This window comes from Pseudomonas abyssi (assembly GCF_002307495.1).
Classification (GTDB): Bacteria; Pseudomonadota; Gammaproteobacteria; order Pseudomonadales; family Pseudomonadaceae; genus Halopseudomonas; species Halopseudomonas abyssi.
Genome location: NZ_NTMR01000003.1, coordinates 38,732 through 48,492, shown reverse-complemented (window position 1 = coordinate 48,492; position 9,761 = coordinate 38,732). Strand labels below are relative to the sequence as shown.

The 9,761-nt window shown below is 61.9% G+C and carries 5 protein-coding genes; 2 read left to right on the top strand and 3 right to left on the bottom strand.

Annotated features, from left to right (window positions below):
* The 3 genes from waaF to glnE all read right to left on the bottom strand — a co-directional run bounded on the left by waaF (position 1) and on the right by glnE (position 5,081).
* On the bottom strand, positions 1 to 1,047 hold the full coding sequence (waaF, locus tag CNQ84_RS02675; RefSeq protein WP_096003387.1) for a lipopolysaccharide heptosyltransferase II: 1,047 nt from the start codon (positions 1,045 to 1,047) through the stop codon (positions 1 to 3).
* A gap of 82 nt (positions 1,048 to 1,129) precedes the next feature.
* Complete coding sequence (locus CNQ84_RS02670) at positions 1,130 to 2,053, bottom strand: branched-chain amino acid transaminase (RefSeq protein ID WP_096003733.1); 924 nt, start codon at positions 2,051 to 2,053, stop codon at positions 1,130 to 1,132.
* Between the two features lie 73 nt (positions 2,054 to 2,126).
* Complete coding sequence (gene glnE / locus CNQ84_RS02665; RefSeq protein WP_096003386.1) at positions 2,127 to 5,081, bottom strand: bifunctional [glutamate--ammonia ligase]-adenylyl-L-tyrosine phosphorylase/[glutamate--ammonia-ligase] adenylyltransferase; 2,955 nt, start codon at positions 5,079 to 5,081, stop codon at positions 2,127 to 2,129.
* Positions 5,082 to 5,362: 281 nt separating this feature from the next.
* Between glnE and aceE the strand changes: the two genes are divergently transcribed.
* Both aceE and aceF read left to right on the top strand, forming a co-directional pair.
* Entirely contained in the window at positions 5,363 to 8,020 is a 2,658-nt protein-coding gene (gene aceE, locus CNQ84_RS02660) for a pyruvate dehydrogenase (acetyl-transferring), homodimeric type (protein ID WP_096003385.1), read from the top strand.
* 10 nt (positions 8,021 to 8,030) lie between these two features.
* Positions 8,031 to 9,683, top strand: coding sequence for a dihydrolipoyllysine-residue acetyltransferase (gene aceF / locus CNQ84_RS02655; protein ID WP_096003384.1), 1,653 nt, complete (start codon positions 8,031 to 8,033; stop codon positions 9,681 to 9,683).
* Positions 9,684 to 9,761: the final 78 nt, after the last annotated feature.

Genomic DNA, 9,761 nt, shown 5'->3' with positions numbered 1-9,761 from the left:
TCAGCCGTCCTGAGGATCAGACAACGGGTTGCCGACCAGGCGTTCCAGCGCCGCGTTGACCTGCGCAGGCATCAGATCACGCAGGCAGTTGTAGTGGCCAAAGCGGCAGGTCCGATCGAAACAGGGACTGCAGTCGAGTCCCAGCTGCAGGGTCTCTACCCGATCAGCCAGCGGCGGGGTAAAACCGGGCGAGGTCGAACCATATACGGCGACCAGCGGACGATTGAGCGCAGAGGCCACATGCATCAACCCGGAATCATTGCTGACCACCGCATCGGCGCAGGACAGCAGATCAATGGCCTGGGCCAGGCTGGTGTCCCCGCACAGGTTGGTCGCCTCCTCGCGCAAGCCCGGAATCAAACGACCGCGAATCTGCTCGGCCACCGCGTGATCCTTCTTCGAGCCAAATAGCCAGACCTGCCAGCCCTGGCGGATATGCGCATCGGCCACCGCAGCGTAATGCTCGGACGGCCAGCGCTTGGCCTCGCCAAACTCGGCGCCGGGACACAGCGCCAGCACCGGACGATCCCGTTCCAGACCAAAATGCTGCAAGGCCTGCTCACGCGACGCGGGATCAATCTGCAGCGCGGGGCGCGGATAGGGTTTGGGCAACTCGGTATTCGGCTCATAGGCGAGCGCCATAAAGCGCTCGATCATCAGCGGGTAGGCGTCCTTGTCCAGCTTGCGCACGTCGTTCAGCAAGCCGTAGCGCATTTCGCCACGCCAACCGGTGCGCAGCGGAATATCAGCAAAAAAGGGAACCAGTGCAGACTTCAAGGAATTGGGCAGCAGAATCGCCTGGTCATACTGACCACGCAGGCCCTGACCGATACTGCGCCGGGTACGCAGCTCAAGCGCGCCATGTCCCAGGGGGAAGCTAAGCGCCTGACGTACCTCAGGCATGCGTTCCAGAATTGGCCGGCTCCAGTCGGGCGCCAGCACATCGATCATGCAGTCAGCACCGTGTCGCTGCTTCAGGCAGATGAACAGCGTCTGCGCCATCACCATGTCGCCGACCCAGCTGGGACCGATAATCAGGATATTCATAAGCTTCAAGCTTCAAGCTTCAAGCGACAAACCCCGAACGGCGCACAACTGCTTGCCGCGTGAGGCTTGCCGCTTGCGGCTATCAACCCACCAGCGTCCGCCATTCGGCGTGCTCTGCGGTCTGGCCGGTGACCAGATCGAAGTACGCCTTCTGCAGTTTTTCAGTGATCGGACCGCGACGGCCGGCACCGATCTGGCGGCTATCCAGTTCGCGAATCGGCGTGACTTCGGCGGCAGTGCCAGTGAAGAAGGCCTCGTCGGCGATGTAGACTTCATCACGGGTGATGCGCTTCTCGACCACCGGGATATTGAACTGGGACGCCAGCGCCAGCACGGTCGCGCGGGTGATACCGTTCAGGCAGGCAGTCACTTCCGGGGTATAGATGGTGCCATTTTTGACGATAAAGACGTTCTCGCCAGAACCCTCGGCAACGTAGCCCTCCGGGTCCAGCAACAGCGCTTCATCAGCACCGGCGGAGACCGCTTCCTGCAGCGCCAGCATGGAGTTCATGTAGGCACCGCTGGCCTTGGCGCGGGTCATGGTGATGTTGACGTGGTGACGGGTGAAGGAGCTGGTGCGGATCTTGATGCCGCGCTCCAGCGCTTCTTCACCCATGTAGGCGCCCCAATGCCAGGCCGCGATGACCACGTGCACTTTCAGATTGTCGGCGCGGATACCCATGCCCTCGGATCCGTAGAACACCAGCGGGCGGATGTAGGCGGTTTCCAGCTTGTTTTCGCGGACCACGGCGCGCTGCGCTTCGTTCAGCTGCTCTTTGGTAAAGGGAATCTTCATCCCCATGATATGGGCAGAGTCGAACAGGCGGTCGGTGTGCGCATCCAGACGGAAGATGGCTGTTCCATCCGGCGTCTTGTAGGCGCGCACGCCTTCGAATACGCCCATACCGTAGTGCAGGGAGTGCGTGAGCACATGAACATTGGCTTCACGCCAGGGAATCATTTCACCATCAAACCAGATTAGACCATCACGATCGGCCATCGACATAGCAGCCAGCTCCATACGTATCTATTCAATCAGTCTTGCGTTCTTGGTTTCTGCCTGAGCGCGCCCGCGCCAACTACACCTGAGATCCGGTGGTTGACTGCTGGGGAGGCAACACTTGCTGCCAGAGCTTGATGACCCCGTGCCGGAAGTCATGAAACTGGTCGCCGCTTACTTTGCCCGGCTGATTCTGTAGAGCCAGGCGATGAGCTGCAGCCCGGTAGGCCTTGTAAGCCTCCTGCAGGCTGATGACATCCTCACCGGCGATCAAACCGGCGTTTTGCAGCTCATCAAGAATCCTGATGTTATCGGTAAAGCGCAGTAATTCGGGGTACCGGCACGACCAGGCCAGAACCGCATATTGCACCATAAATTCGATGTCGACGATACCACCTAGGTCCTGCTTGAGATCAAACAGCTGAGCAGCAGTATAAGCCTGCTCGGTGCTGCCGGCGCGCGTCGCCGCCGTGCCCAGGTTGTCGCGCATCTTCTGGCGCATATCACACACCTCACGGGCCAGCGCCTGTTCATCGCGCTCCCGCCCCAGTACCTGGGCGCGCAACGCATCAAAACGCGCCGCCAGCTGCTCGCAGCCCACCAGCGCCCGGGCGCGCACCAGTGCCTGATGCTCCCAGGTCCAGGCCTCTTCACGTTGATAGCGCGAGAAGGACGCCAGTGAACTGACCAGCAAGCCCGAGTCGCCCGAGGGACGCAGCCGCATATCAACCTCGTACAGCGCGCCCGAAACGGTCTGCGTGTTAAGCATGTGAATGATGCGCTGCCCCAGACGCGTGAAGAACTTGCTGCCCTCGATCGGCTTGTCGCCGTCGGTATCACGCTGCGGATCACCGTCGTGAATGAACACCAGATCCAGATCCGAACCGTGGCCCAGCTCGATGCCGCCCACTTTGCCGTAGCCCACCACAATGAAATCCAGCTCGCAGCGCGAGCCGTCAGCCCGGGCCGGTCGACCGTGGCGGGCGACCATTTCACGCCAGGCCAACAGCAACACTTGCTGCAGAATCGCTTCAGCGACCCAGGTCAGATAATCACTCACCTTCATCAATGGTAGCGTACCCGCAATCTCGGAGGCGGCGATACGCAGCACATGGGCACGTTTGAAGTAACGCAGCGTTTCCATTTGCTGCTCAAGATCATCCTCCGGAATGCGCAGCAGATGCTGACGTAGCTCATCAGCCAGCTCATTGGCCTCCGGCGGGCGGTACAGACGCCCGGCATTGAGCAGCTCATCCAGCACCACCGGGTAGCGAGCGATCTGTTCGGCAATCCAGGGGCTCGCGGCGCAGAGCACCAGCAGCTCGCGCAAAGCACCCGGATTTTCCGTCAGCAGCACCAGATAGGCCGAGCGCCGCGCTACCGCCTCGACCAGAGGCAGCACGCGCTCCAGCGCCAGGTCAGGATTGTCCTGCTCCGCCGCCATCGCCAGCAGGCGCGGCATGAAGATATCCAGTCGTTCGCGACCAGCCCGCTGCATGGCCTTCAGGCGCGGCGAACCGTGCAGCCCCTGCAGCCGCTGCCAGGCCGACGTCGGATCGGCAAAACCGCCGGCAACCAGTTGTTCAAGCGCCTGCGCGGCCTCCAGCGTGCCATCCCACAGCGGAACCCAGTCCGCCTGGGGCGACTGCAGGTCCGCCTCATCTTCATCCGGGTCGGCGATCACGCCGGCAAAGTGGCCAGCTACACAGGTACGTTCGGCATCCAGGCGAGCACGGAACGCATCCCAGTCGGCAAACCCAAGCATCCAGGCAATACGCGCCTGCCCTTGGGCATCAATCGGCAGCATTTGCGTTTGCCGGTCATCCACTGCCTGCAGCGCGTGTTCGGTATCGCGCAAGAAGCAATAGGCCTGTGCCAACTCCTGTACCGCCGCCTCCGGCAAGTACCCGTTCGCACCCAAGGTGTGCAGCACCCCCAGGATGGGGCGCTGCTGCAAGCTACGGTCACGCCCGCCGTGAATCAGCTGGAAGGCCTGGCCGATAAACTCAACCTCGCGAATCCCGCCTGAGCCCAGCTTAACGTTGTCCTGCAGGCCCTTGCGCTGCACCTCACGCTGAATCATCTGCTTGAGATTGCGCAACGCATCAATGGCAGCAAAATCCAGGTAACGGCGATAAACGAAGGGCCGCAGCATCGCCAGCAGCTCGGCCCCCGCCTGCTGATCGCCGGCCACCACGCGCGCCTTGATCATGGCGTAGCGTTCCCAGTCGCGCCCCTGGCTCTGGTAGTACTGCTCCAGCGCATCAAAGCTGAACACCAGTGCACCGCTGTCACCGTAAGGGCGCAGGCGCATGTCGACGCGAAACACAAAGCCATCGACCGTCGGCGCATCCAGCGCCTTGATCAGCTTTTGCCCGAGGCGAATGAAAAATTCCTGATTCGACAGGCTGCGGCGCCCGCCCCCGGTCTCACCGGCCTCTGGATAGGCGAAGATCAGGTCGATGTCCGAGGACAGATTCAACTCCACCGCACCCAGCTTGCCCATACCCAGCACCACCATATGCTGCGGCACGCCGTCCCGACTGCGCGGCTCGCCGAGACTGCTGCAGCACTGGCCATACAACCACTGATAGGCTTCATCGATGCAGGCGTCTGCCATATCCGACAGGTCACGGGTGGTTTCCTGCAACGGCGCCAGCTTGAGTACGTCGCGCCAAATGATCCGCACCTGCTGCCATTGGCGGAACCGACGCAGCACCTGCGCCAACTGCTCCTCAGTGGCCACGTCACCCAATGCCTGCTGCAGCAGACTGCGCAACTCGCCTTCAGCCAGCGGACGCCAAAGCCGCTCATCGGCGAGCAGCCGCCAAGCCAGCTCCGGGTCACGGCGCAACTGCTCGGCAACGTAGTCGCTGGCAGCCAGCACCAGCGCCAGCTCCTGCTCGAAACGCTCGCCCAATTCGGCGCGCCGCATGGACAAGGCGGCCTGCTCCAGCGCCGCAGTCCACTGCTCAAGATGGTGATCACGGAGCGTTTCGAGTAATGCGGGCAACGGAGGCAGTGTGGAGGGCATGGTCTATCCTGTTCATGAACCGAAACCGCAGCTTGCCATGCTGACCGGAAAGGGAAAAGCAAGAACCCTGACTGATCGGTCTAAATGTAGTGTTGCTACATATTAGACCTTGGGCGGACTAGATTAAGACGCCTTTATGTAGTAAAACTACAGAACCAATCTTACCCCGATGTGTCACAACACCCACAGGTGTTTGGCAAGCGCAGGCTGTGGCGCGTTGCAGACCGCACGCACATGGCAGCTTCCAGCATCTGCAAGGCCCACAAGGTCTGGAGACCATAATGAAGCAAGACGATATTGATCCGCTTGAAACGCAGGAATGGCTCGACGCGCTGGAGTCCGTACTCGACAACGAAGGCGAAGACCGCGCGCATTACCTGATGACCCGCCTGAGTGAACTGGCCAGCCGCACCGGCACCCCGCTGCCCTACGCCATCACCACGCCGTATCGCAATACCATCCCCGTCACCCACGAAGCACGCATGCCCGGCGACCTGTTCATGGAACGCCGCATCCGCTCGATGGTGCGCTGGAATGCGCTGGCCATGGTCATGCGTACCAACCAGCAGGACCCGGACCTGGGTGGCCACATTTCGACTTTTGCTTCCAGCGCCACCCTGTACGACATCGGCTTCAACTACTTCTTCAAGGCACCAACCGACGAGCACGGCGGTGACCTGGTGTTCTTCCAGGGGCACGCTTCGCCCGGCATCTACGCCCGCGCCTTCCTCGAAGGTCGCATCAGCGAAGAGCAGATGGAAAACTTCCGCCAGGAGGTCGACGGTAAGGGCCTGTCGTCCTACCCGCACCCCTGGCTGATGCCCGACTTCTGGCAGTTCCCGACCGTCTCCATGGGCCTGGGCCCGATTCAGGCGATCTACCAGGCACGCTTCATGAAATACCTGGAGCACCGCGGCTTTATCGAGCCGGGCAAGCAGAAGGTATGGTGCTTTGTCGGCGACGGTGAAACCGACGAGCCGGAAACCCTGGGCGCCATCTCGCTGGCCGGTCGTGAAAAACTGGACAACCTGATCTTCGTCATCAACTGCAACCTGCAGCGCCTGGACGGCCCGGTACGCGGTAACGGCAAGATCATTCAGGAGCTGGAAGGCAGCTTCCGTGGCGCCGACTGGAACGTTATCAAGGTGATCTGGGGCCGCATGTGGGACCCGCTGTTTGCCAAAGACGACAACGGCCTGCTGCAACAACGTATGGAAGAAGCCGTCGACGGCGACTACCAGAACTACAAGGCCAAAGACGGTGCCTTTGTGCGCGAGCACTTCTTCGGCACCCGCCCCGAGCTGCAGGAGATGGTCAAGGACCTCTCCGACGAAGAAATCTGGAAGCTCAACCGTGGCGGCCATGACCCGTACAAGGTCTACGCGGCCTACCACGACGCGGTCAACCACGAGGGTCAGCCGTCAGTCATTCTGGCCAAGACCATCAAGGGCTACGGCACTGGCGCTGGCCAGGGTCAGAACACCGCGCACAACACCAAGAAAGTCGATATCGACAGCCTGAAGAAATTCCGCGACCGCTTCGACATCCCGGTCAACGATGATGAACTGGAGAAACTGCCCTTCTACAAACCGGAAGAAGGCAGCGCCGAATACAAGTATCTGCACGCCCGCCGCGAAGCACTGGGTGGCTACATGCCCCAGCGCCGCGTCGAAAGCCAGCGCGTACCGGTTCCGCCGCTGGACACCCTGAAGGCGATCCTGGACGGCACCGGCGACCGCGAAATCTCCACCACCATGGCCTTTGTGCGCATCCTGTCGCAGCTAGTCAAGGACAAGGAGCTGGGTTCGCGCATTGTGCCGATTGTCCCGGACGAGGCCCGTACCTTTGGTATGGAAGGCATGTTCCGTCAGCTCGGTATCTACTCCTCGGTCGGTCAGCTGTACGAGCCGGTCGACAAGGATCAGGTGATGTTCTACCGCGAGGACAAGAAGGGCCAGATCCTCGAAGAAGGCATCAACGAGGCCGGCGCCATGTCCAGCTGGATTGCCGCCGCCACCGCCTACAGCACCCACAACCAGCCGATGTTGCCGTTCTACATCTTCTATTCGATGTTCGGCTTCCAGCGCATTGGTGACCTGGCCTGGGCCGCCGGCGACAGCCGCGCCAAGGGCTTTTTGATCGGCGGCACCGCTGGCCGGACCACGCTGAACGGCGAAGGCCTCCAACACGAAGACGGTCACAGCCACCTGCTGGCCTCAACGATCCCAAACTGTCGCAGCTACGACCCGACCTACGGCTACGAGCTGGCGGTGATCATCCGCGAAGGCGCGCGCCGCATGATGGAGGAGCAGGAGAACGTCTACTACTACCTGACCGTCATGAACGAAGCCTACGCCCAACCGGCCATGCCCAAAGGCAAGGACGTGGAAGATGGCATCATGCGCGGCATGTACCTGCTCGACTCCACCGGCAAGCCGGGCGATCTGCACGTACAACTGATGGGCTCCGGCACCATCCTGCGTGAAGTGCGTGAAGCCGCCGCCATTTTGAAAGACGACTTTGGCGTTACCGCCGACATCTGGAGCGTCACCAGCTTCAACGAGCTGCGCCGCGATGGCCTGGCAGTCGAGCGCGATAACCGTTTGCACCCGAGCCGCAAGGCCAAGGCCAGCTTTGTCGAGCAGTGCCTGGACAAGCGTCAGGGCCCGGTTATCGCCGCCACCGACTACATGAAGCTATATGCCGACCAGATTCGCCAGTGGGTCCCGGCCCCGTACAAGGTGCTGGGCACCGATGGCTTCGGCCGCAGCGACAGCCGTCGCAAGCTGCGTCAGTTCTTCGAAGTGGACCGTCACTGGGTGGCCTACACCGCGCTAAGCGCGCTGGTGGAGCAAGGCAAGCTCAAGCCCAAGGTGCTGACCGACGCCCTCAAGGCATTCGGTATCGACCCTGCCAAGACCAACCCGCTGGACTGCTGAGGAGAACCCCATGAGTGAACTCATCAAGGTGCCCGACCTCGGCGGTGAAGGCGAGGTCATTGAAATTCTGGTCAAAGAAGGCGATCAGGTAGAAGCCGAACAATCACTGGCGGTACTCGAGTCGGACAAGGCGAGCATGGAAATTCCCTCGCCCAAGGCCGGCACAGTAAAAGCCATCAAGTTCAAGCTGGGCGACACCCTGAAAGAAGGCGACCCACTGATCGAGCTGGACGTTGAAGGCGGCGAGCAAACCAAGCAAGACGACAGCAGCGAGCAACCAGCCAAAGCCGAGAGCAAGGCAGAACAGCCCGCTGAGCCCAAGCCCGACACCAGCGCCGAGCAGCAAAAGCCGGCCGCTGGCGGGGGCAGCCGCAGCGAAGCCGTCAAGGTGCCCGATCTGGGCACCGACAGCGCCCGCGTGATCGAGATCCTGGTCAGCAAGGGTGATCAGGTCGAGGCCGATCAGTCGCTGCTGGTGCTCGAGTCTGACAAGGCCAGCATGGAGCTGCCCGCGCCCTTCTCTGGCGTCATCGAGTCAATCGACATCAAGCTGGAGCAGGACGTCAAGACCGGCGATGTGATCATGCAGATGCAAGTCAGTGGCGGCGACAGCGAGGCCAAGGCAGAGTCGCAGCCCGCTGAGCAGCAAGGCAAGCAGAGCGACGCCAAGCAGGCGCCGGCTGCTGCCAGCAGCGCGGCCAGCGAAGAGCCCGCCAGCCCGCCGCCGGTTGGTGGCCCGAGCCGCGAAGGCGCCAAGGTCCACGCCGGCCCGGCGGTACGCATGCTGGCACGCGAATTCGGCATCGACCTGACCGACGTCAAGCCCACCGGCCCGCGTGACCGCATCCTCAAGGAGGATGTACAGAAGCACGTGCAGGCCGTTATGCAGCAACGCAAGTCAGCCCCTGCCGGCGCAACTGGTGGCAGCGGTATCCCGCCGGTGCCGGAGGTCGACTTCTCGCGCTTTGGCGAGATTGAGACCGTGGACATGACCCGCCTGCAGCAGGTCGGCGCCAGCAACCTGCACCGCAGCTGGCTCAATGTGCCGCACGTCACCCAGTTCGACCTGGCCGATATCAGCGCGCTGGAAGCCTTCCGCAAGGAGCAGAAAGCGGCTGCCGAGAAAGCCGGCGTCAAGCTGACCGTGCTGCCCTTCCTGCTCAAGGCCTGCGCGCATCTGCTGCGTGAGCAGCCGAACTTCAATGTATCGCTGGCAGCCAATGGCAAGCAGCTGATTCAGAAGAAGTACGTGCACATCGGCTTTGCCGTAGACACCCCGGACGGCCTGCTGGTACCGGTTATCCGTGATGTCGACAAGAAGAGCCTGCTGCAGCTGGCAGCCGAAGCGGCCGAACTGGCCGACAAGGCGCGCAACAAGAAGCTCGGAGCCGACGCCATGCAAGGCGCCTGCTTCACCATCTCCAGCCTGGGCCACATCGGCGGTACTTACTTCACGCCGATCGTCAACAGCCCGGAAGTGGCAATTCTTGGGGTCTCCAAGGCCACCATGCAGCCGGTCTGGGATGGCGCCAGCTTCCAGCCACAGCTGATGCTGCCGTTGTCCCTCTCCTACGACCACCGCGCCATCAACGGCGCAGCGGCCGCGCAGTTCACCAAGCGCCTGGGTGAGTTGCTGGGGGATATTCGGACGATGTTGCTGTAACACCCCGGCGGAGAACGCTGCGCGCTTCTCCGCCCTACATCACCTCAACATCAGCGGCACACCGTAGGGCGGAGAATG